Source organism: Coprococcus sp. OM06-34AC, from assembly GCF_003462545.1.
GTDB classification, from domain to species: Bacteria; Bacillota; Clostridia; order Lachnospirales; family Lachnospiraceae; genus Coprococcus; species Coprococcus aceti.
In genome coordinates this window covers 32,935-54,873 of the sequence record NZ_QTZF01000009.1, presented here as the reverse complement: position 1 = coordinate 54,873, position 21,939 = coordinate 32,935, and the positions used below count along the sequence as shown (strand labels likewise).

Below are 21,939 nucleotides of genomic sequence, written 5' to 3'. Positions count from 1 at the left end.
TCTCGGTTCCTTTGTTGGTCGTCCTTTTTTACTTTCTACCAATCCATTATATCTGGCAATTCGCTGAAAGATATTTCTTTATTCTTACGACGGTTTAATTCCTTGTAATAATCTTTCACGACACTACGGACAACTTTCTTTAAACAACTTTCAAAACGACATTGAACTGTTTTCTGGAAGTCAGACGGTTTCATCAATCTCACCTCCTTTCCTTTATGATTTGAAAAGTGTTTATCCCTCTTTCCGCACCATATAAGGACAGCTAGGTGTGATTTAATGACCTCTTTTGAAAAATTTTTTAAATTTTTTCGGGTATGAAAAAAGCCCGCACAAAACATATAGTCTGTACGAGCCTTTAAAGCTAAAACATAGTAATATTGTATCATTAAGAATCACAAATCACAAGTGATTTGTGATTAATCACTTGTGATTTGTGATAAGTGATTTGTGATTAATATATAAAAGCCCTCTTTAAAGGGCTTTTATGTTTATTTTGAAAAAGAGATAAAATCAATATATCCCTTTTCCCCAATTTTTACAACGGCATTGTAGGGCTTTTTCTCTTTGTTTTTGATTCCTTTTACCAGGGTTTCTTTTCCCTCCAGTAATTCTTTTACATTCGTTTTGGTTAGTTTTTTCTTTCTAAAATGTTCAGCTAAAGTAAACTTACATTCAGGATAATTTGAACAACCATAAAACGATTTTTTTAATACAATATTGTTGCCACACTTAGGACATTTTCCTGCAAGGGGTCCCGAGCGCTTAGTGGGAATTTGTACCCCTTATCGATACAAATTCCCCGTAGGCGCTAGGGACCTCTTTAGCTTCTTGGAAGCTGTCAGTAGTATATCTAATAATTTATCTCCATTCCCTTTAGTAACGTGTAACTTTCCAAATTTAAAAAAGCGACTCATAGAATTATTTCCTCCCGTTAAATAATAGATAACTATTAAAAATAGACAATACTTGCTCATAAGTAATGGTACTTAAATTGTTTACTTTGGCGTGTTTCATTGCTTGATGAAACTGATTTTCAGTAAACAGTTGACGATATTCTCGATTGACCCATTTTGAAACAAAGTACGTATATAGCTTCCAATATTTATCTGGAACATCTGTGGTATGGCGGGTAAGTTTTATTAAGACACTGTTTACTTTTGGTTTAGGATGAAAGCATTCCGCTGGCAGCTTAAGCAATTGCTGAATCGAGACTTGAGTGTGCAAGAGCAACCCTAGTGTTCGGTGAATATCCAAGGTACGCTTGTAGAATCCTTCTTCAACAATCAGATAGATGTCAGACGCACGGCTTTCAAAAACCACTTTTTTAATAATTTGTGTGCTTAAATGGTAAGGAATATTCCCAACAATTTTATACCTCTGTTTGTTAGGGAATTGAAACTGTAGAATATCTTGGTGAATTAAAGTGACACGAGTATTCAGTTTTAATTTTTCTGACGATAAGTTGAATAGATGACTGTCTAATTCAATAGACGTTACCTGTTTACTTATTTTAGCCAGTTTCGTCGTTAAATGCCCTTTACCTGTTCCAATTTCGTAAACGGTATCGGTTTCTTTTAAATTCAATTGTTTTATTATTTGGTTGAGTACTTTTTCACTCGTTAAAAAGTTTTGAGAATATTTTATATTTTTGTTCATGTAATCACTCCTGAAGTGATTACATCTGTAAATAAATACAGAAGTTAAACGATTTGTTTGTAATTTTAGTTATCTGTTTAAAAAGTCATAAGATTAGTCACTGGTAGGAATTAATCTAACGTATTTATTTATCTGCGTAATCACTGTTTTTAGTCTGTTTCAAAACAGTAGATGTTTTATCTACATTACGCATTTGGAATACCAACATGACGAATCCCTCCTTCTTAATTACAAATTTTTAGCATCTAATTTAACTTCAATTCCTATTATACAAAATTTTAAGATAACAGTCAAGAACATATCTGCACAAGTTGTAGATATACCATAAATGCTGATAATCAACATGATTACGCTTACCATCAAATAAGTAAGTGTTTCTTGCTTATTAAAATTATCCATAGTACAACGTGAATTCCAGAGAAAAAGAGAAATCGCACCAAGAATAATACTTAAAACAAAAATGACATTTCTTTTTTTACTGTCACGGAACATTTTCTTTTCATTTTGTTTGTCAAAATAAAGAAAATCACGTATCGTCATTTTACTTATTCTTCTTAATAGATTAAGCAAAACCAAAACATAAATAGTTAAAAAATAAATTATCAATAGTCCAATAGAAACGAAATTCAAAGAAATAAAGAGAGTTTTTGGAATACCCAGTAAGTTTACAATTACTAACGACACAAACTGGCTGAATAAAAAGCCAATAGGAATAGCTAATACAAATGCTAAAATTCCCAACAGTATATTTTCAATTACAACTAAGTGGGCAATTTCTTTTTTCTTAATGCCAAGAAGCATATATGTTCCTAATTCTTTACTTCTTTTTTCAAACATAAATTTCGTTGTATAGTTGATCAAAAAGCATATCACAAAAATAATAAGAATATTTACAGCGAACAATGAATTCTTAAATGCATCCATACTGGAACATAACTTTACAATTTCATCAGAATTTGCCACCAAATTAAAAGCAAATATAAGAGAAAAGGATGCAGTAACGGTTATCAGATAAATCAAATAATCTTTAATATTTCTTTTTGTATTTCTATACGCTAACTTACCTAACATTTCCCACTTCACCTCCGAGCAAGGTTAATATATCCAGTATTTCATTGAAGAAATCTTTTCTGCTTTTTTCCCCTCTGAAAATTTCATTGAATATTTTACCGTCTTTCAAGAACAAAATACGTTCACAGAAAGACGCACTAAACGGGTCATGTGTTACCATTAAAATAGTAGCCTGCATTTTCTTGTTGATTTCAGACATTGTTTCCAGTAATAATCTGGAAGCTTTTGAGTCCAAAGCTCCCGTCGGTTCATCAGCTAAAATCAGTTTCGGTTCATTGATTAAGGCTCTAGCACAAGCACAAGTCCAGCTTATAGGCTTCCTGCACCACATAGCCCGTTGCATTACTCAAATACAAACTGATAGTCCAGACAAAGTTGGTAATGCAGTACAGCCCGTATTGTACCGATTTTCCGATACCGTCGAGCCAGTTCCACGGAAGCCACGACCAGCTATTATCGACGAAAAAATCAAGCTGGTAGTTGGAAAGGGGATATTTTGAATAAAGATTTTCTGCGTTTATGGTATCGTCTACAAGCCCCGTCGCATGAGCCACCGTCCCCAAAAGTGAAAGCAGGATAAGGGAGAGTGCCACCACGAACAGAGCCATTTTGAGAAAGTGGAAAATCTTCTTTTTTGTGAACACACCTTTTATCCTTTCTTTCATCACTCCACCTCATTTCTCTGTACGGGCGGTCTGGTATCAAAGGCGTGTAAGGTCGATACGCTTCATCACGCCACCGTCTATGAGTGCGTCCATGAGAAAGTCATACCAACTTCTTTGTTGTGCCAGCAGGTAACTTTCAAACTGTCGGCAACCACGCCCCTTTAACTCTAAAAGGACACCTTTTTCTTCGTCAGCCGACGTATAGATAAAGATGTCCCCTAAGGTCGCTGTTCTTTGGGTCTAAGATATAAAGGACAGCGTTGGTATGCAGTAAGGCTTCAATGAGCGTCAGCAGAAAATAAGTTTTACCGCCACCAGTCCCACCAGCAATCAAAGCGTGAGGGAGTGCGTCATATTCCCACACAAGATTTTTCATCAGCCTAAGACAGCCGTTTTCTGCCCATACTTCATCAATGGTAATGCGGTTTGCTATCATGTCATAAAGCAGGGTGTATTCAATATAGCCGTCATGTAAGGTCTTGTCGGTCAGCTCGCAATACAAGCCACTTTCCAATTTATCCTCTAACCGTAAAAGCTGGTCTTGATATTTTCCTAACGTGATTTCACAGCGGATATGGAGCAATCCCTTTTCCATTTGATAATAAATCTTTGGAAACCAGACGATTTTTTCCCTTGATCTGCTTTGCAGGTCAGTAAAAAAACCGCTGTCTTGTACGGTATCGGCTTCATACCACTTATTTTCCAGTATCATTCGTGCCAGCTTTTGACGGTGCAATAGCTTCTTGAAACTGTCGTAACAGAAGCGGTAATACAGAAAAGCGACCAATGCACAAACACCAGTCGCTATCAGCACAGTTATGAAGTTGTAAGGGGAAAGCGTCAAGCCGTTTTCTAACAAGCTGAAATGTTCCCAGTCGGTACGCATGAGCTGTTTGATGTTCAGTAGCAGAAGAACCGCCATGAATACAAACAGAAGCGTCCCTATGGAAAAGTGGTAGACAAGGTGCTTGTCGCTGGCTCTGATACGGTGTCCTTTGTTCCAAATCATACGCATAAATCAATCCTTTCTAGGTATGAAAAAAGCAGTCAATCCTAAGACTAACTGCTTAATCAACAATAAAGTGTAAATTTTATTGTTTCTTTTCTTCTTTTTTATCTTTTTTATTTTTTCTATCCCACCAAGTACCTGCTAATGAACAACTTCCGCCCATAACTATAAAGCCAATCATAATAAGCCAAAATTCCATGATTTCTCCTCCCTTTTAATTTGTTAAATGCTGGCAAATAAAAATTACAACAAAACATATAATAAGTGCGATTACACCTGCAATGAATGCAAATATGATTTTTTGATAATTTCTTTTTCCTATTTCTTGTTGTGTTTCATCATGCGTTAATTGCTTTCCGTCAATAAATGCCAAAATTTCTTTATAGGTTTGAATGTCATGGCTCTTTTTGAATTTTTCAATCTTACTTGCCGTATAGAGCGTTATTGCAAACAAGCATAACCAAATAATAATTCCTATATTTCCCTTAATACTAAATAAAGGATAGGCACTTATGGCTACGACTATCAATTCAATTAGGAAAACTACACTTATCACATTAAACTTTTTAATAGTTGCTTTTTCTACAATCTCCCTCATCTCCTTTATATCTTCTTTTATAAAATTATCTAAAGACACATTGAAGATATTAGATAAAGTAATTAAACTTTTAACATCTGGACAACTTTTATTTGTTTCCCAGTTAGAAATTGTTTGTCTTGAAACAAATATTTTAAGAGCCAGTTCTTCTTGAGAAATTTTTTGTTGTTCCCTAAATTTTTTGATTTGTAATCCAATATCCATCTTGAATCTTCTCCTTTATTGTATATGAATATAGCTATTTTGTCTGTCAAAAGCCTTTGACATTGCCATTTTCCCTTGTCAAAATAGTTTTACATGGCTTAAAACAGAACTTTTCAACTAATTATATCGGTTCTATATATAAGTTACAAGAAAAATATGGGCTCACATTTATTTTTTCATCTGTCCTTGCGGTACATGGTTCTGTGGATTGCCTGCGTTCTGATTGCCTTTATTCTTCAACACAATATCCTCTGCCTTTACATACCAGTCCACATCTGCACCCGTATAGGTTTTTCGTGATACCGTATCGGCTACTGGATTGACAAGCTCCACAACTGCATTGTACGGAAATTCCCTTACTGGTACTTCTGGCGGTACAGACACGGGGATAATTCCACCATGCAGACTGCACTTCAAATCATAGATACGCTTTTTAAGCTGGGTACTCGGTGTCCCGTCCTCATTCTGCAAGAATACATCACGCACTGCTGTAAATTTTAATTCTCCAAATGTTTTCTCTTTGTCAATAACAAAACCGTTTGATAATCTCATAATATTTTCACTCCTTTACTTTTCTTCAACTGCTACAATATCATCAGCAAGTAACACATAATCGGTATGTCCCATATCCCCAATTGCGTAACCTCTGCCGTATAATTTCGGATTGACAAGTTTTACTTTCTGTTCATACTTGAAATGCTTTTCGCCAGCCTGCACGGGAATTTCCACGACAACATTTTCGCCTTTCTGCACATCAGAATAAAGGTTGTAGCTTCGTCTGGCTAAGACCCTGCGGTTATTTTTATCTCTTTCAAAGATAGGCTCGCTTTCGCCTGCAAATTCAAGTGTTCCAAAAGACTGTGCCATATCTGGCACGACATATTTCATTTCCATATTGTTTTACCTCGTTTCTTTCTATATTTGATAAGTTTTTGATAGTGATTTCTTATTCTGGCGGTTAGGGAAGTACCAGCAAGTCCCCAGATAGTAAAGGGTAAAATAAATGCTTACGCACCCTTGACTATCCGTGTTCTTGCAGGTAAGTAGCAGACAAGCCAGAATAAGCGGAAGTCTGCCGACACGGTATCGGCGGAGAACGTGATTTTTCTTTTCTCATATCGTTACCGCCTTATGATTTCTTCATTTTACGGCGTTTGCAGAAGAAGATACCTGCCAGTCCAGCACCAGAAGTTAGTAATAATGCAAGCAGTCCGTAAAGGTTCGTGTTATCGCCCGTTTTTGGACTGTCTGTTTTATGCGGTGTATCTGGTGTCTGTGGTGTTTTGGGTTTCTCTGGTTCTTCTGGGACTTCGGGTTTTTCCTTAAAGGTAATCGTCTGTCCCTCGTTGTCAATGTCTTTATGCTCGGTAACTTTCTTCGGCTCGTCTGGATTGCTTAAATCGTACAATTCTTCAAAAGTTACAAGCTGTTTGCCGTCAAGAGAAGTAGCGTCAAAGGTAAAGGCAACTTCCGCTTTCATAGTTTCGCTGTCTGCGGTAAAGGTGTAATCACTTTCCACACGTTTTCCATTGATAAGAAGCTCTGCATTTTCTTCTTTCAACATCTGCCAGCCTACAAGTTTGTACTGTGTGCCGACTTCTAAGCCCTCTAAGGTTATGGTATCAATGATTGTTACCTCTTTTCCAGCTTCAAGCTCTTTGTTGCCGTCCTTATCGGTAGCAGTCGTATGAATTTTGATGATACGCTCTGTGATAAGTACCGTCTGTCCGTCGTCCTCAATGTCTTTATGTTCCGCAACTTTTACGGGTTCTTCTGGATTGCTCAAATCGTATAATTCCTCGAATGTTACCAGATTTTTACCGCCAAGCTCGGACGCATTGAATGTATAAGTAATTTCCACTTTCATAGCTTCATCATCAGCGATAAAGGTATAGTCATTTTCTACACGCTTTCCATTGATAAGAAGCTCGGTGTTTTCTTCCTTTAACATCTGCCAGCCTTTGAGCTGATATTTTGTGCCTTTTGTAAGTCCGTCTAATTTGACGGTATCAACGATTGTTACCTCTTTTCCTGCAAGGATTGTCTTTTCGCCGTCCTTACTGGTCGCTGTGGTATGGATAGAGATTTCTTTTTCGTATTCATCAGTCAAAGTACCTAAATCAATCACAAGGTTATTTCTTGATACCACGATTTCAAAAGGTGGGATAAGCTCAAAGCCTTTGTTACTATCGCAACGCATTTCTTCAATGATGTAGGTATCATAAGGCAACGCCCCTTTGCTGTCGTCTGGTTTAGAAGTTCCAAACCATACACCGTCCTCGCTGGTCTTTCCTGCGTTGGTATTATGCTTATGAGAAGCCCAGTCAGAAGAAGTGGAGAATTGCCCGTTATCATCAGTTACCACAACATGACTTTCGCCCGTTGTCTTGCTTGTGATCCTAAAGGGAACATCAGCAAGACGCTTGTGTGTGCCTGCTCCGATTTTTACGCCCTCAATATCTCCACGCTTAATCTGATTGTAGATAGAATGGGCTTCGTCGGTTAAATCAACGATTTTTCCATTCTCTGTGATTGCAAAATCAATCGGTTTTGCACCGTCTGTCAAATATCCGTTTGGAGCTTCACTCTCAACGATACGGAATTTTCCATAAGGTAAAAGGTCAGCAGACGTAGAAGCGACACCCTCAATGTCTGTATGGATTGTCTTTACCACTTCATTTTTCTTGTATAGCTTGCCCTCAACCAGTACCGCATTATCATTTAAGGAAATGATGTCAAAGGCAGTATCTTTCAAAGTGGCACTTCCTTGTGGTTTTGTATCGCCCGTTTCTAAATCTCGTTTCTGAATTTTCACACCGCCACGGATAACCTTGTCTGATACAGAAAACTGGTTACTTCCAGTCAATACGGCAAGGTCGCCGTCCTCGGTAATCTGTGTTACATATAAGCCCTTAATCTGTTCGGACTTATCGCCAGCCTGCATATATGCACCGTCCAGCAAGTAACCGTTTGGAGCTTTTGTTTCTTCTACGGTTAGTGTTCCAAGTGGAAGAACGGCTTTGCCGTCCTGCATATAGAAACTGTCGCCAGATACCTTGTATGCGTCCGCTAATTTTGTAACATAGTGGATTGTACCGTCGCTGTCTGTTTCGGCGATTGTCTTTGTAACCCATGTTCTTGTAGCTTCGGCAGGGAGATTGTCTTTATTGTAGAAGCCAGTATAATACTTCCATGTAAATTCCGCACCTGCTAAAGAAGCGTTCCCCTGCGGATTGTCTTTCTGTGTTTCCATATCAATCTTGAAGAGTTCAATCAAAGTGTCTGTTACCTTTGGTGTATCTGATACGTTCAAGGTCGCTGTCTTTCCAGCTTCAACCTTTAAGGAATATATATTTGTATCAACCTTATATCCTGCTGGTGCGGATAATTCCTTGATATAGACTGTGTCAGCCGTTACCTCTACGACATCTGTATTTCCGTTTTCATCAGTCGTAAGGGTGGCAAGCTGTTTCGTGCAGTCCTTATCAGCAAAGACACCGTATGTCGCACCAGCGATAGAGTAATTCCCGTTACCGTCTGTAATGCTGGTATTACTGGAAGTCTTTTGAAGTTTCGCATTTCCAACATTGAGTTTCGCCCAGAATTGTCCCAATTCCTGCCCCTCGCCAGAGTAGATATAACCGCCACATTCATAGCGTCCTTTATTCTCTTTGACAAAGGCTTTTGCACCAGCGAAAACTTCGTCCTGCGTTGCCTTTGGAATTTCATCATAAGAAGCTCGCACGTTATCGCATTGCCAGCCAAGATGTACGCTTAATCTCTGCCAGACAACAAGCTGTCTTAAAAGGTAGGCGTGGTTTTTGCTTATTCCGTTGTGGCTGTCTGTGTACTGTTTTACATATTCGATAGATAAGGCAACGTCGCTTATCTGGTCGGCACTCATACGGGTGCTTGCGTCAGCTCTGGTCTTGTAGCCATTCTTAAAGTCTGTGTTAATGTCGATACAGTAAGCGTCCTCGCCCTCAACGGTCAAATGTCCCTCATTAAAGGTAGAACCAATCGAACCGTCATTCATTACTTTTTCAACGATACCGACACGCTCTTTTGACTCCGTCCAGTATTGCTTACTTTCTGCATGAACGGGTGTAGTCGGCAAAGCAGTAACGACAGTTGCAAGAGCTAAGAAGCCCGTACACAATCGTTTTAACATCTTTTTCATAAATCTAATGCTCCTTTCATTTTTGGTAATAAAATAACCGTCCATAATGAACGGCTGAAAATAGAAAAGGAACGTCATTTTAGGCGTTCCATAGTCTATGAGTTATTCAATTTTTCTTGTTTCAATACTGATGTGCTGTACCATATCTTTGCATATCTAGGAAAACTTGCGTATCAAGGCTCATTCAATGGTAGTAAATAAGTAGTAAATTGATGTGTTTGTTTCCTTGAAAATGCTGATAGATACTGTGTTTTAGCGGATAATCAGATTTTTATTGTGTTTTTGTCATAAAAATTATTAAATCTTTATAGATATTTAATTGACTGAGAATATATGCAATGATAAACTTTCAAAGATATTTAATTAAAGAAAGAATACGCTTGAAAATGTAAAGGGGAAAACAACGTCAGCTAAAGCATGGCATTTTCTCCGTCAGAAGAAAGCGTAGATATCAGATGAATGTATCCCTGCATAATGTATATTAACGTGTACAACATAACAGCACCTGTACAGGACATTTGAGGCCACCGGTCCTTAGGTGGCATGTAAGTGGCACCTTAGTACCGCTGTAGGCCGAAATGAGCGGGAGCGATCCGGTACAGGTGATGTTATGTTGTGCACATAGAAAGACTAGAGGGGGATACATTCATCTGATTAATAATTGTTCAAGGAGGAAATGACATGCAGATATTCAGAAATCTGAAGCCATATTGGAAGTCGGTCATTATCATAGCCCTTCTTCTTGTTCTGCAGGCATACTGTGATCTGTCACTTCCGGACTACACCTCAAAGCTCATAGATACCGGTATACAGAACTACGGTATAGAGAACTGCAGTCCGAAACAGATCCCAGAGAAAGCCTACAACGTGATAGGCGGATTTATGGATGACGATGAGAAAGCCGTATGGGAGAAATATTATAAAGATGGTTCGGATGGTTATTATTACCTGACAGAAGATGGCGAGGAACACATAGACGAAGTGGATAGTGCCTGTATGAAGGGGCTTATGATGTATTACTATCCATATCAGATGGTGAACTCTGACGAGGACAACGAGATCAAGGCAGGACTCGACAAGATGGGAATCACCCTTGACGAGATGCCGGAGGAGATGTGGGCGCAGATCGGTGAACAGATGAAGCCTGTGGTTGATGGCATGCTCGACAGCATGGGTGAGGATTATATGGAATCCACAGCCATAGCATGTACAAGAATATGCTACGACAGCTTTGGCTACGATTATAAGGCAGGACAGATGTCATATCTGAAGTGGGCAGCGGTGAAGATGCTTGGAATGTCACTTCTCATGGCAGCAGCTGCGGTTCTCATAGGACTTGTGGCGTCAAGGGTTGCGGCAAGCGTTGCCTGCGGACTCAGAGAGAAGGTGTTCAACAAGGTTATCGCATTTTCGGATGCTGAGATCAACAAGTTCTCAACTGCATCTCTTATAACGAGATCTACAAATGATGTCCAGCAGATACAGATGGTTACAGTTATGATGCTCAGAATGGTTCTATATGCACCGATACTTTCTATTGGAGGAATCGTCAAGGTTGTTGAGAACGGAGCCGGAATGGGCTGGGTAATATTCATCGGTATAGCAGCAGTTGTGATCCTCATGGGAACGCTTATGGTCATTGCCATGCCAAAGTTTAAAGTTATGCAGACACTGGTGGACAGAGTAAACCTTGTGTCAAGAGAGATACTTACAGGTATCCCGGTTATCAGGGCATTTGGCAGAGAGGAACGGGAGGAAGAGAGATTCGATGAGGCAAATAAAGACCTGACGAAGAACACCTTGTTCGTCAACAGAGTCATGACATTTGCAATGCCTATACTCATGTTCATCATGTATGCAATAAGCATACTTATAGAGTGGGTGGCAGCCCACAAGATTGATGCGGGTGTCCTTCAGGTAGGATCAATGACTGCATTTATTACATACACAATGCTTATTATCATGTCGTTCCTTATGCTCAGCATGATGTCAGTCATGCTCCCTCGTGCCAGCGTGGCAGCAGACAGAATACAGGAGATCATAAACACTGAAGTGACAGTTCAGGACGCAGCCGGGGCAAAGAAGCTTGAAGCACCAAGGGGTGTCGTAAAGTATGACAATGTCGCATTTGCATATCCGGGCGCAGATGAGAATGTACTTGAGAATATCTCATTTGAGGCCAAGCCTGGACAGACTACGGCGATCATAGGAAGTACCGGTTGTGGTAAGAGTACACTGGTTCAGCTCCTCCCGAGATTCTATGATGTTACGGAGGGTTCGATAACGATAGACGGACAGGATATAAGAGACCTCACTATGGAGAGCGTGAGACAGAATATCGGTTTTGTTCCGCAGAAGGGAATTCTGTTCTCGGGAACGATTGCGTCCAATATAAGATTCGGTGCACCGGATGCATCTGATGAAGATGTCAAGCTTGCAGCTGAGATTTCCCAGGCATCCGACTTCATAGAGGAGAAGGAGCATGGTTACGACAGTGCGGTTGCTCAGGGCGGTGGAAATGTGTCCGGTGGTCAGAAACAGCGTCTTGCTATAGCCAGAGCCATAGCAAGAAAGCCGAAGATCCTGATATTTGACGACAGCTTTTCGGCGCTTGATTTCAAGACGGATGTGGCAGTCAGAAAGGCACTTGGCGAGCACATAAATGACAGCACGGTATTTATCGTTGCACAGCGTGTAAGCACTATACTCTCAGCAGATCAGATACTTGTGCTTGACGAGGGTACGATAGTCGGCAAGGGAACTCACAAGGAACTCATGCAGACCTGTGAGGAGTACAGGCAGATAGCCGAGTCACAGCTTTCTCCATCGGAGATAGCGGCCAGTCTTGGAACTGACTCAGAAAGGCAGGTGTAGGACATGTCAGAACAGAATCAGACAAATAATCAGAGAAGTTTCAGAGGTCCTAGAAGAGGCCACGGTCCTATGATGGGCGGCGATAAAGCCAAGGACTTTAAGGGAACGATAGGAAAGTTATTCAGATATATAGGCAAGTACAAGGCCGCGGTTGTTGTCGTTGCTATATTTGCAATTGGAAGTACGGTATTCAACGTAGTATGTCCGAAGGTACTCGGCAAGGCGACAACAGTCCTGTCCGAGGGAATCATGAACAAGATAACAGGCAACGGCGGAATTGATTTCACGTATATCGGTAAGATATTGCTGTTCTGTCTTGGCCTGTATGTGCTGAGTGTGGCATTTAGCTTTGTACAGGGCTTCATCATGACCGGTATCACACAGAAGGTGTGCTACAGGATGAGACGTGAGGTGTCCGAGAAGATCAACAGGATGCCGATGAGTTACTTTGAGAGCAGAACCTATGGCGAGGTACTTTCAAGGATTACAAATGATATAGATACCATGGGAAATGGTCTGAACCAGAGTATCACACAGCTCATCACATCGGTTAGTACGGTCATCGGTGTAATTGTGATGATGCTCACGATCAGCCCGCTTATGACACTTATATCAGTGCTGATACTTCCGATAAGTATCATGCTCATGATGTTTGTCATCAAGAAATCCCAGAGATTCTTCAAGCAGCAGCAGGAATACGTGGGACACATAAACGGGCAGGTTGAAGAGGTGTATGGCGGACACAATGTCATAAAAGCGTTCAATAAGGAGAACGACGTTAGAAGAGAGTTCCATGAGACAAATGAGACTCTGTACAAGTCAGCATGGAAGTCACAGTTCTTCTCAGGATTGATGCAGCCTATTATGATGTTTGTCGGTAATCTGGGCTATGTGGCAGTTGCCATATCAGGTGCGGCTCTTGCGATCAGAGGAACTATCCAGATAGGTGATATCCAGGCATTTATACAGTACGTGAAGAACCTCACACAGCCAGTTCAGCAGGTTGCCCAGGTCACAAATATGATGCAGCAGATGGCAGCAGCCGCTGAGCGAGTATTTGAACTTCTTGAAGAGAAAGAAGAGGAGCAGATAGTAGAGAATCCTGTATCCACAGAGGGAATCAAGGGTGAGGTAACATTTGAGCATGTAAAGTTCGGATACAACCCGGATCAGATCATCATCAAGGATTTCTCAGCCCATGTAAAACCGGGACAGCAGGTAGCTATAGTCGGACCTACCGGAGCGGGTAAGACCACCATGGTCAAGCTGCTCATGAGATTCTACGACGTGAATGGCGGTGCTATACTACTGGACGGACACAATATTAAGAACTTCAACAGACGTGAGCTCAGGGATGTATTTGGCATGGTGCTTCAGGATACATGGCTGTTCAAGGGCACTATCATGGAGAATATCAGATACGGAAGACTGGATGCCACGGATGAGGAAGTCATCGCAGCGGCAAAGGCAGCTCATGCACATAGATTTATCTCGGCACTTCCGGGTGGATACAACATGGAGCTCAATGAGGAGATAACAAATATCTCCCAGGGACAGAAACAGCTCTTAACTATCGCAAGGGCAATTCTTGCTGACAATCCGGTCCTGATCCTCGATGAGGCTACATCGTCAGTCGATACGAGAACAGAACACAGGATTCAGAGAGCCATGGACAATCTGATGAAGGGCAGGACAAGCTTTGTCATAGCCCACAGACTGTCAACCATCAAGAATGCAGACATAATCCTTGTTATGAAGGACGGTGACATCATAGAGCAAGGTAACCATGACGAGCTCATGGCGCAGAATGGATTCTATGCGGATCTGTATAACTCGCAGTGGAGTTAAAGGATTTATAGATACCCATAGCTTAAAACTATGACGAGTCTCAAAATAATAGTATTTTCCATGGACAGCCTATCCTGCTAGAATATCCTCAAGTTAAGAAAACGAGAAAACACTACGGAGGATAAAGACATATGAGCAAATTACAGACACCTTTCAGATACGATTTTGTAGGAAGCTTTCTGAGACCACAGGCACTCAAGGATGCGAAGGCAGCATACAGGGACGGAAAGATCACCAAGGAGGAGTTCGACAAAGTTGTTAATGAGGAGATTACCAAGGTCGTTGCAAAGCAGAAGGAACTTGGATTCCATGCGATCACAGATGGCGAGTTCAGAAGAACATTCTGGCATCTTGACTTTATGTGGGGACTTGATGGAGTTGCCCATGAGAACACTGGAAATGGTGTGAAATTCGATGCAGAGCTTGCGGTTCTTGATGATACGTATCTTGTAGGTAAGATAAAGGCAAAGGCTCATCCATTTGTTGAATATTTCAAGTTCTTAAAGCAGTTCGAGGATGAGAATACAGTTGCAAAGTATACGATACCGGCTCCTGCACAGACATTCCAGCAGATGATAGTACCTGACAATATTGCAAACACAAGGAAGTTCTATCCTACAAATGAGGAGCTTATCCAGGATATCGGAAAGGCTTATCAGGATGTTATTAAGCAGTTCTATGATGCTGGATGCCGAAACCTGCAGCTTGACGATTGTACATGGGGAGCCATAGTGGGGGATGCAGCAAAGCAGAGATATAGGTCGCTTGGAATATCACTTGAGGATGTCAAGAAGGAGCTGCTTGCAGTGAACAATCTTGCCCTTGAAGGAAAGCCGGAGGATATGGTCATCACTTCACATATCTGCAGAGGAAATTACCACTCAACATTCTTCACAAGCGGTCCTTATGACACAGTTGCAGATTATGTATTTGCAAATGAGAATGTAGATGCGCTGTTCCTTGAGTATGACGATGAGAGATCGGGCGGATTTGCACCTCTTGCAAAGGTTTCAGAGAACAAGAAGGTCGTGCTCGGACTTATCACAACGAAATCTCCGGTTCTTGAGGATAAGGAGAAGGTCATTGCAAGGATCCATGAGGCTGCAAAGTATGTACCACTTGACAGATTATGCCTGAGCCCTCAGTGTGGATTTGCATCTTGTGAGATCGGAAACAAGCTGACAGAGGAAGAGCAGTGGGCAAAGCTCAAGCTCGTTAAGGAGATAGCAGAGGAAGTATGGTCATAAAATAGAGTATTATAAAAGTGAAGTGGCGGCGAACAGAAGCAAGAATCTGTTCGCCGCTTTTTGTGTTATGAAATCTGTTATATACAAGCCTGATCGATATATGATACTATTAAGAAACGCGGAATCCTTGCGGGAGTTATATTCCCAGTGCTTTTGCTCGTGAGGATACTTCTTCTGAGAAAGAAGAATGCTAAAGAAAATGTATGTTAAAAAGCAGAAATATAGATATAGTTAGGAGTTAGATTCATGAAAAAGATTGTAGAGATGTGGAATAGGGTGTCGCTGATCGCGAAGATATTGGTTGGAATAGTGATCGGTGCGGTGCTGGGACTTCTGGTGCCGGGGGCAACGGGAATAGGCCTGATCGGAACCATGTTCGTCAGGGCGCTCAAGGCAATTGCGCCGATACTGGTGTTTGCCCTTGTCATCAGCTCAATTGCAAATGCAGGAAAGGGAAATGGCCAGCAGTTCCGTATGGTGACGATCATGTATATGCTCAGCACGCTGTGCGCAGCGATAGTGGCGGTGAGCGCAAGTTTTATTTTTCCTGTAACCATGACACTGGACCTTGAATCATATCAGGCGGATGTCGTCCCATCGGGAATCATGGAGGTCCTCCAGAATCTTTTGCTCAACATCACCGATAATCCCGTAAATGCGATACTCAACGCAAATTATCTCTGCATACTTGCATGGGCACTTTTGTTTGGACTTGCCATGCGACGGACAAGCAAGTCTATAAAATCTGCACTTGTATCCATATCGGATGCGGTATCAACCGTCGTGAGGTGGATCATCGGGTGCGCACCATTTGGAATCATGGGACTTGTGTTCACGACAGTATCGGAGAGTGGATTGTCGATATTCAAGGAATATGGCAGATTGTTGCTTGTGCTTGTGGGCGCCATGCTTATGGTTGCATTGATCGTAGATCCGCTCCTTGCGACTATCGTCTTAAGGAGAAATGCATATCCACTTGCGTGGAGATGCCTCAGAGAGTCAGGTGTGACGGCGTTCTTCACCAGAAGTTCTGCGGCAAATATCCCAGTGAACATGTCACTTTGCAAAAGACTTGGACTTGACCCGGATGTGTATTCGGTATCCATACCGCTTGGCGCGACCATCAATATGGATGGTGCCGCCATCACTATAACTATAATGGCGCTTTCCGTTGCAAATACCATGGGAGTGTCGGTTGACGTTCCGACAGCACTCATGCTCAGTCTTATGGCAACCCTTGGCGCGTGCGGTGCCTCAGGTGTTGCGGGAGGTTCGCTGTTGCTTATTCCTATGGCGTGCTCGCTGTTTGGAATCCCACAGGATATATCCATGCAGGCTGTTGCTGTCGGAATGATCATCGGAGTGGTCCAGGATTCACTTGAGACGGCAATCAACTCATCGGGAGATGTACTCTTTGCCGCTACAGCGGAGTACAGACAGTGGCAAAAGGACGGCAGAGAGTTTAAGATAGGCGCCATCGTGAATCCAGATGAGTAGGATATTCCCATATAAAAAATAACCGGGCATGTTCAGGAAGAAACATACCCGGTTGTTTTTGTCTTTATATTCCCCGTATCCCTGATTCCACAATTCCATTTGAATCTTTAGAGATTCCCTCAAGAACATGCGGAATTACCAACATATCCGTTCCGCATTTAGGACATGCCGCAATTCCCAGCAGTTCGCTGGTGCTTTCCAGACGATATTCAGACTGATATTCTATACCATCTTTCTGCCACATAAAAATGTGTCCGCATTTGAAACACTTAACTTCCCTGAATGTATTCCCCATAATAAATAATAACCTCCGTTGCAGTTTGTTTGTATTGCCTACAGAAACTTATCCAGCTCCGCATCGACATTCTTCCTCTTTTTGATCTTTGGGTGGTCGATGACTCTTTCAAATATACAATATCCTAAACATGGTTTGCAACAGATGAAGAACTTTTATATAATTGTAGACAGTATGCGGAAATTAAGATAACATATGAGAACTGAAAGAAAAACAGGAAAATGAACACTATGGGGAATGAGCCATTGTCTGGCAGATCAAAGCCAGAGACAGGTAATAACAAAACAGAATACAAGGCACATTACCATCTGCCCGGACTTTTTGAATTCTACGAGCTGTACAAGGTATTCCTGCCACTATACCGTGAGCACAGGGAATATTTTTACGACTGGTGTGATATCGGCTCGGTGTATGGCGCACCGGGTGACTGCCTCTGGGGCGGTGGCAGAGTGGGATATGGTGACAGCGGTGCCAGAGATGTGCTGGAGCTTATGAGTGAGTATGGAATATCGGCGAGGCTGACCTTCAGCAACTCATTGTTAAGACCGGAAAATCTTGCGGATAAACGGTGTAATGATTTGTGCAGAGCGTTTGAGAAGGGGGATATTCAAAACGGTGTCATAGTCCATTCGGATCTGTTGCTCGACTATCTTCGGGAGAATTATCCGGGGCTGTATATGGTTTCATCTACAACAAAGGTCATTACGGACTTTGACCAGTTTTCGGCAGAGCTTGACCGGGATGAATTCCGATATGTTGTGCCGGATTTCCGGCTGAACAAATCATTTGACAGGCTGGGGGCGCTTACGCAAAAGCAGAAAGACAAGGTGGAATTCCTGTGCAACGAATGCTGTTGGTTCTCCTGTCAGGACAGGAAAGCCTGCTATGAGGATGTGAGCCGTATGGCTCTCGGTGAGAAATCAATTCACCGCTGTACATCGCCGAACGCAGCAGGTGGCTATCGTTTCTCAAAAGCGATGGAGAATCCGGGATTTATAGGTATAGATGATATAAGGAACATTTGCCTGCCGATGGGATTTTCCAATTTCAAGATAGAGGGAAGAGGTCTTGGAAGTGCCATAGTGCTGGAATTTCTGCTATACTATATGACAAAGCCAGAGTACCAGCTGAGGGTAAGAGAAGAGATATATCTTGACAATACGCTGGATCTGTTCTAGGCGCGCGCGGGCAGTAGTCAGGGGCTGCGGATAGCATGGGAGGATAATATAGGCAGTCGATATGTATTTGAAATCTGCAGAGTATGTTTCGTAGCTCGTGGAGATAACAGAAAATTCCTGATCGAAGGGGGAAATGTATATGGAGAGAATAAAGAATTTATCCAGGACGCAAAAGGTTCTGATGAGCATTATAGTGGCAATGATCATAGCATTTTCCATAATTTATCCGATTATAATGTCCATAAAGGGAATAGAATTCAGGGGTGACTTTCTGACCCGAAAAGAAGAACAGGGAAATGTGACATATACAGATGGACATACAAGTATCATAGTATATGATGACCAGAGCATAGAATTTAAGTGTTATCATCGATTTACAGGAGATGGGTATAGAGACGTAACATATGGACCATATAGCTGGATGGAGGATTATTCTGCCATACCGGCAGGGACGGAGAACGGCATGTTATCATCTGATGATTATATCGGAGTAAAGATCATGGCGGGTGATAAGGTGTTTTTTAGAGGCGCTGTCTCAAAAGATGGATACATGGTATACAATGCGGACGGCACGATGACCAACGAGTTTGATGTGGTTTTAGGAGATTATTATGCAAATCCGCCGGATATTTATGAAATAGTGAAGTTTATTACTGGTCCGCAGACTACAAACAGAGGAAATATAGTATTATATATATTCGGAATCATTATATGCATCATTGCGGTCGTAAGTATGCTGTTTCCAGATGAACTTTTCAGATTGGCCATGTGGCCCAGGGTGAGAAACCTGTATGATGTTGAGCCGTCTGACTGGGAACTTACAGTCCGTGTTATCGAGTGGTATGTGCTTACGATTGGTGCATTTGTGGTATTTGTGATCGGACTTACGATGGGCAGTGTGACGTGACGACTCCGGACGAGTGATAGACAAAAGCGCTTAGCATATAGACAAATAGATGAAAGGATAACTTGAACAATATGGCATACACACCGAATGATATATATGATTATATAATTGAGAATGACAGGGAATCAGAATTCCTGCAGGCGATAACACTCCATAAACAGAACTTTTCCATAGGAGAGATTACAGACAGGCGTTTTCTCGTAAAAGAAGACAAGACGGTAAAGTTTATATCAAAGATGTATAAGATAAATATACAGATCACGGATGACGACATCATAACAGCGGTCATGAATGGCCTCTATGTGAGTGCATTTATCTCAAGACAGGGCGATGCCTACAATGTGCATTTTCTCGTACATGCGTATCCGGAAAATATGAAGTCGCAGTTTGACGAAGAGATATTAAAGGAAGTCCTGCGATACATGATCATGATGACTATTGTACGGCTGAGACTGGATACGCCGGAGAAGGTGGAAGAATATCTGGGGAGCAGGGAGTAGCACTTTATGTAAATAAAGCTTATAGCCGCACCCCTGGCTTTTTTTATGAATAATATTTGGCTGTTATAAAGTAGTTTTGATGAAACAAAAAAGCTGTCTGAAATAATTCAGACAGCTTCTGTCACGTGCGCAAGAGGATTCGAACCCCCGACACCTTGGTCCGTAGCCAAGTGCTCTATCCAGCTGAGCTATGCACACATGTTGATTAACAACATCAGTTATATTACAACAGGTTTGAGCAAATGTCAAATAAAAAGTTGCAAATATTTCAATTTTTTCATTCAACCTGAGGTTGAAAAATATCAGTAATAAATAACTGTAGTTATTCTTCAGGTGATTCTCTCTTAAGTTCAGGAATATACCTCTGACCATATATGCTGTTCTTGATGGACTGCATCTCAAGGTCTGTTGCGGATATCACATCTGCGCATTTCTTAAGTCTTGCGGATATCATGTCTACGTTCGGGATATCCTTCTTATATCTGAGCTGGTGATCTAGGCTCGCCCAGAAGTCCATCGCGATTGTTCTGATCTGTACCTCCACACGCATATTCCTTGTGTGGTCTGCGAAGAACACAGGAATCTCGACTATGACATGCAGACTGCGGTAGCCATTTGGCTTTGGATGCGATATGTAGTCTTTTGCCTCGATCAGGGTGATGTCGTCCTGACTTATGAGCTTTTCTGCCACCATGTATATGTCATCGATGAATGGGCAGATGACTCTTATTCCGGCGACGTCATCCAGATTGTTCAGTATACTTGCACATGTAACCGGACAGCCCTTGCTTGCAAGCTTTTTGGCAATGCTGACAGGCTTTTTGATCCTTGACTGTATGAATTCTATAGGATTTCTCTTATATCTTACGCTGAAATCATCGTTCAGCACTTCAAATTTTGTCTTCACCTCTCTGATGGCACATGAATACATCATCATGATCTCCTCAAAACTCTGCATCTCCTGCATGAAAGGATTTTCCTCCGGGCGCAGGAGTGAATTGATGTATTTGCTGTTCAGAGCGTTTGTCTGTATTGATTCCATAACTCCTCCAAAATGTAAAAAAACTGGAATGGTGTGTCCTGTTGCACAACTATGTGTATTATACTACATTCCACTTGTGCTTAAAAATAAAATTTTATAAAATACCTGTGAATGATCAATAAATACTGACAGGCATAATCCTTTTGCTTTGTTTGTCAGTTCACAGAGTCAGGAGAAGACAATGAGCTATTTTGATGAGATGATCGCCATGGAGCGTATACCGGATTCCTATGTGGGATGGGAACAGTACAGACGTGAGGTGACGGAATATATAGAAAATAACTGCCGGGTAAAAAAAGAATCCGGGCAGGATGCAGATGCAGCGAATTCAAAGCCTGTGCTTGCACTGTGGGGAATAGGGCCGGCCGGCGATATAGATATAGGAAGATTGGCAGATAATTACAGGCTGGTGCTCATAGACAGAGACAGGGAAGCTGTGCTTTCGGCAGTCAGGGAATATGGGCTGAAGGAACAGGATTATATAATAGCGGATATTCCATTCTGGCATGTAGACGATGACCAGTACCGCTTGTATGAGGCGATGCTTGAGGACTGTGAGGACACCGAGCATATACTTGAGTTCCTGACAGGCATAGCGACTGCCAATTCCGGTAAATATATTGGCAGAACGGAACCTGGGGATATAGTAAATGACACCGACAGGTATCTTGATATATTTGATTACAGTGTGGCGGTCGGGCTTCACAGCCAGCTCAATTCCAGATTTGCGGCATTGCTTTACCACTACAGGGACAATTATCATGACGAGGATCTTAGACTCATAAGCAGTGCCATCTCGGGGCTGAACGAGGCGGCGGTGGAGAGACTCAATGACTACATGTACCATATGACAAAGGATGTCCTCATATATGGATATGAGGTCGCTGCATGTGAGGATCAGACATGCGCAGAGAAGCTTGCAAATGCATTTGACAGGCGGGATGTGGAGACGATGAAGTCGGTGGAGCACATAGAAGGTGTGGCACAGCTCATGAAGGATATGTCGCTTCATATGAACTACGACGTGGAGCTGGTTGACAGCCGCCATATGGTATGGCCATTTGACACGGCCGGTGGCAGGAAAAATTACGTGATGGGATTTGCCGCCATGCGGAAGATATGATGTTGTAAATAGGCGGAAAAGATTAAAAAGTTAAATGACATTCCA

18 protein-coding genes, 1 tRNA gene and 5 pseudogenes are annotated in these 21,939 nt (G+C 41.8%); 8 read left to right on the top strand and 16 right to left on the bottom strand.

All coding sequences use genetic code 11. The features are described from left to right. Positions 1 to 44: 44 nt before the first annotated feature. From DXB91_RS14790 to DXB91_RS13210, 13 genes and pseudogenes are all read right to left on the bottom strand, one after another. Positions 45 to 338, bottom strand: a pseudogene (locus DXB91_RS14790) (RNA polymerase sigma factor); the annotation flags it as partial. Between the two features lie 150 nt (positions 339 to 488). Beyond that, positions 489 to 773, bottom strand: coding sequence for a topoisomerase C-terminal repeat-containing protein (locus DXB91_RS13275; protein ID WP_118018414.1), 285 nt, complete (start codon positions 771 to 773; stop codon positions 489 to 491). A gap of 145 nt (positions 774 to 918) precedes the next feature. After that, positions 919 to 1,656 (bottom strand): 23S rRNA (adenine(2058)-N(6))-methyltransferase Erm(B), encoded by a 738-nt coding sequence (gene erm(B) / locus DXB91_RS13265; protein ID WP_117479738.1) that lies wholly within the window; start codon positions 1,654 to 1,656, stop codon positions 919 to 921. 124 nt (positions 1,657 to 1,780) lie between these two features. Next, complete coding sequence (locus DXB91_RS13260; RefSeq protein WP_001814874.1) at positions 1,781 to 1,864, bottom strand: 23S rRNA methyltransferase attenuation leader peptide; 84 nt, start codon at positions 1,862 to 1,864, stop codon at positions 1,781 to 1,783. Between the two features lie 20 nt (positions 1,865 to 1,884). After that, positions 1,885 to 2,727 carry an FtsX-like permease family protein gene (locus DXB91_RS13255; RefSeq protein WP_003060411.1) on the bottom strand — a complete coding sequence of 281 codons (843 nt, stop codon included), beginning with the start codon at positions 2,725 to 2,727 and terminating at the stop codon, positions 1,885 to 1,887. Next, positions 2,717 to 3,028, bottom strand: a pseudogene (locus DXB91_RS13250) (ABC transporter ATP-binding protein); the annotation flags it as partial. The gene DXB91_RS13255 and the pseudogene DXB91_RS13250, both read right to left, overlap by 11 nt. 1 nt (position 3,029) lies before the next feature. Continuing rightward, positions 3,030 to 3,392: pseudogene (locus DXB91_RS13245) on the bottom strand (CD3337/EF1877 family mobilome membrane protein); the annotation flags it as partial. Positions 3,393 to 3,440: 48 nt separating this feature from the next. Continuing rightward, positions 3,441 to 3,617: pseudogene (locus tag DXB91_RS13240) on the bottom strand (MobT family relaxase); the annotation flags it as partial. Next, positions 3,613 to 4,407, bottom strand: a pseudogene (locus tag DXB91_RS13235) (ATP-binding protein); the annotation flags it as partial. The pseudogenes DXB91_RS13240 and DXB91_RS13235, both read right to left, overlap by 5 nt. A gap of 208 nt (positions 4,408 to 4,615) precedes the next feature. Continuing rightward, positions 4,616 to 5,203 (bottom strand): helix-turn-helix domain-containing protein, encoded by a 588-nt coding sequence (locus DXB91_RS13230; RefSeq protein ID WP_003061262.1) that lies wholly within the window; start codon positions 5,201 to 5,203, stop codon positions 4,616 to 4,618. 168 nt (positions 5,204 to 5,371) lie between these two features. After that, positions 5,372 to 5,755, bottom strand: coding sequence for a YdcP family protein (locus DXB91_RS13225; protein WP_003062614.1), 384 nt, complete (start codon positions 5,753 to 5,755; stop codon positions 5,372 to 5,374). Positions 5,756 to 5,770: 15 nt separating this feature from the next. Next, complete coding sequence (locus DXB91_RS13220) at positions 5,771 to 6,097, bottom strand: YdcP family protein (RefSeq protein WP_003059926.1); 327 nt, start codon at positions 6,095 to 6,097, stop codon at positions 5,771 to 5,773. 235 nt (positions 6,098 to 6,332) lie between these two features. Next, the gene (locus DXB91_RS13210; RefSeq protein ID WP_003060618.1) at positions 6,333 to 9,383 is read right to left on the bottom strand and encodes an SrtB-anchored collagen-binding adhesin; all 3,051 of its coding nucleotides are present in this window, start codon (positions 9,381 to 9,383) and stop codon (positions 6,333 to 6,335) included. 681 nt (positions 9,384 to 10,064) lie between these two features. Here DXB91_RS13210 and DXB91_RS13205 point away from each other — a divergent pair. The 4 genes from DXB91_RS13205 to sstT all read left to right on the top strand — a co-directional run bounded on the left by DXB91_RS13205 (position 10,065) and on the right by sstT (position 16,849). Further along, a complete protein-coding gene (locus DXB91_RS13205; protein ID WP_118018412.1) occupies positions 10,065 to 12,257 on the top strand; it encodes an ABC transporter ATP-binding protein in 2,193 nt (730 codons plus the stop codon). Positions 12,258 to 12,260: 3 nt separating this feature from the next. Next, positions 12,261 to 14,105 carry an ABC transporter ATP-binding protein gene (locus tag DXB91_RS13200; RefSeq protein ID WP_118018410.1) on the top strand — a complete coding sequence of 615 codons (1,845 nt, stop codon included), beginning with the start codon at positions 12,261 to 12,263 and terminating at the stop codon, positions 14,103 to 14,105. Positions 14,106 to 14,236: 131 nt separating this feature from the next. Continuing rightward, a complete protein-coding gene (locus DXB91_RS13195; protein ID WP_117875360.1) occupies positions 14,237 to 15,352 on the top strand; it encodes a 5-methyltetrahydropteroyltriglutamate--homocysteine S-methyltransferase in 1,116 nt (371 codons plus the stop codon). Between the two features lie 246 nt (positions 15,353 to 15,598). Further along, complete coding sequence (gene sstT / locus DXB91_RS13190) at positions 15,599 to 16,849, top strand: serine/threonine transporter SstT (RefSeq protein ID WP_015533446.1); 1,251 nt, start codon at positions 15,599 to 15,601, stop codon at positions 16,847 to 16,849. 64 nt (positions 16,850 to 16,913) lie between these two features. Here the strand turns inward: sstT and DXB91_RS13185 are convergent, their stop codons facing one another. Then, complete coding sequence (locus tag DXB91_RS13185; RefSeq protein ID WP_117875359.1) at positions 16,914 to 17,144, bottom strand: hypothetical protein; 231 nt, start codon at positions 17,142 to 17,144, stop codon at positions 16,914 to 16,916. Positions 17,145 to 17,374: 230 nt separating this feature from the next. On the opposite strand from DXB91_RS13185, the gene DXB91_RS13180 reads away from it, so the two are divergent. The 3 genes from DXB91_RS13180 (at position 17,375) to DXB91_RS13170 (ending at position 19,729) form a co-directional block, all read left to right on the top strand. Beyond that, positions 17,375 to 18,322, top strand: a complete 948-nt coding sequence (locus DXB91_RS13180; protein ID WP_243002951.1) for a hypothetical protein — start codon at positions 17,375 to 17,377, stop codon at positions 18,320 to 18,322. Positions 18,323 to 18,461: 139 nt separating this feature from the next. Next, positions 18,462 to 19,229 (top strand): hypothetical protein, encoded by a 768-nt coding sequence (locus tag DXB91_RS13175; protein ID WP_055147939.1) that lies wholly within the window; start codon positions 18,462 to 18,464, stop codon positions 19,227 to 19,229. Positions 19,230 to 19,300: 71 nt separating this feature from the next. Continuing rightward, positions 19,301 to 19,729, top strand: a complete 429-nt coding sequence (locus tag DXB91_RS13170) for a hypothetical protein (protein ID WP_004853714.1) — start codon at positions 19,301 to 19,303, stop codon at positions 19,727 to 19,729. Positions 19,730 to 19,853: 124 nt separating this feature from the next. Here DXB91_RS13170 and DXB91_RS13165 read toward each other — a convergent pair. Further along, a tRNA-Arg gene (locus tag DXB91_RS13165) sits at positions 19,854 to 19,927 on the bottom strand. A 124-nt stretch (positions 19,928 to 20,051) separates the two neighbouring features. After that, on the bottom strand, positions 20,052 to 20,771 hold the full coding sequence (locus tag DXB91_RS13160; protein WP_015533441.1) for a GTP pyrophosphokinase: 720 nt from the start codon (positions 20,769 to 20,771) through the stop codon (positions 20,052 to 20,054). A gap of 181 nt (positions 20,772 to 20,952) precedes the next feature. On the opposite strand from DXB91_RS13160, the gene DXB91_RS13155 reads away from it, so the two are divergent. After that, the gene (locus DXB91_RS13155) at positions 20,953 to 21,894 is read left to right on the top strand and encodes a hypothetical protein (RefSeq protein WP_117875358.1); all 942 of its coding nucleotides are present in this window, start codon (positions 20,953 to 20,955) and stop codon (positions 21,892 to 21,894) included. Positions 21,895 to 21,939 lie beyond the last annotated feature (45 nt).